General features: G+C 56.9%; 1 protein-coding gene. It reads right to left on the reverse strand.

All coding sequences use genetic code 11. The annotated features are described in order from the left end of the window. Positions 1-58: 58 nt before the first annotated feature. Positions 59-852: IS30 family transposase (locus A7X77_RS31695; RefSeq protein ID WP_064686703.1), on the reverse strand; the 794-nt coding region annotated here is incomplete at its 5' end.

Genomic DNA, 852 nt, shown 5'->3' on the forward strand with positions numbered 1-852 from the left:
GCATTACTAAATAGCCGTGTGAGTTCATGTTGAAGCGCGACTTGCGGGGTCGGCCAAACTAACCAGCATAACGAATCTGCGCGAGCAGTTTCTTTCGAAAGACCTCTGCCGGCGTTCGATAGCCAAGGCATTTGCGTGGCGTAGTGTTCAGCCGATTGCAGATCTCGATAAGGTCGGCATCGCTGACGGAGAGTGGATCAACCTCTCTCGGTAGCCATTTGCGGGCTCGTCTGTTGGTGTTTTCGACCGTACCTTTTTGCCAGGGCGATTGTGGGTCGCAGAACCAGGTTTGGGTGCCGATACTGGCCTGCAGATAGGGCCAATCGGTGAACTCCGTGCCGCGATCAAAAGTGATGGAGCGACGTGCGAGATGGGGCAGGGCTTGCAATGCCTGGACTAGACCGTCCATGACCGGCCGGGATTGCCGATCATTGTTACGCAGGAAGATGGCAAAGCGGCTCACTCGCTCGACAAGCGACGTCACATTGGCTTTCCCGAACTTCTTGCGGAACTGAATGAGATCGCATTCCCAGTGCCCGAATTGCTTTCGATCAGCAACCGCGTCGGGCCGGCGCAGAATGTTGAGCTCCGGGCTAAACCGTTGACCGTGTTTGCGTCTGGCGTGACGCGGTCTACGCCGGGCCCGGTGTTCGGGCAAATGTCGCCACAACTTTATCGCCTGACCATCGGCGGAATACGCGAACTTGTAGATCGTTTCGTGGCTCACCGAGACAGGATGTCGCTCTAGCCGCATTCGGCCGGCGATCTGCTGCGGCGACCAGCCATGCATGATCCGGTCTATGACGGACTGCCTGACATTAGAAAAGCGCGATAGCTTCCGCAATTTAGCGC

Origin of the sequence: Rhizobium bangladeshense, from assembly GCF_001662075.1 — a bacterium.
Taxonomy (GTDB): domain Bacteria; phylum Pseudomonadota; class Alphaproteobacteria; order Rhizobiales; family Rhizobiaceae; genus Rhizobium; species Rhizobium bangladeshense_B.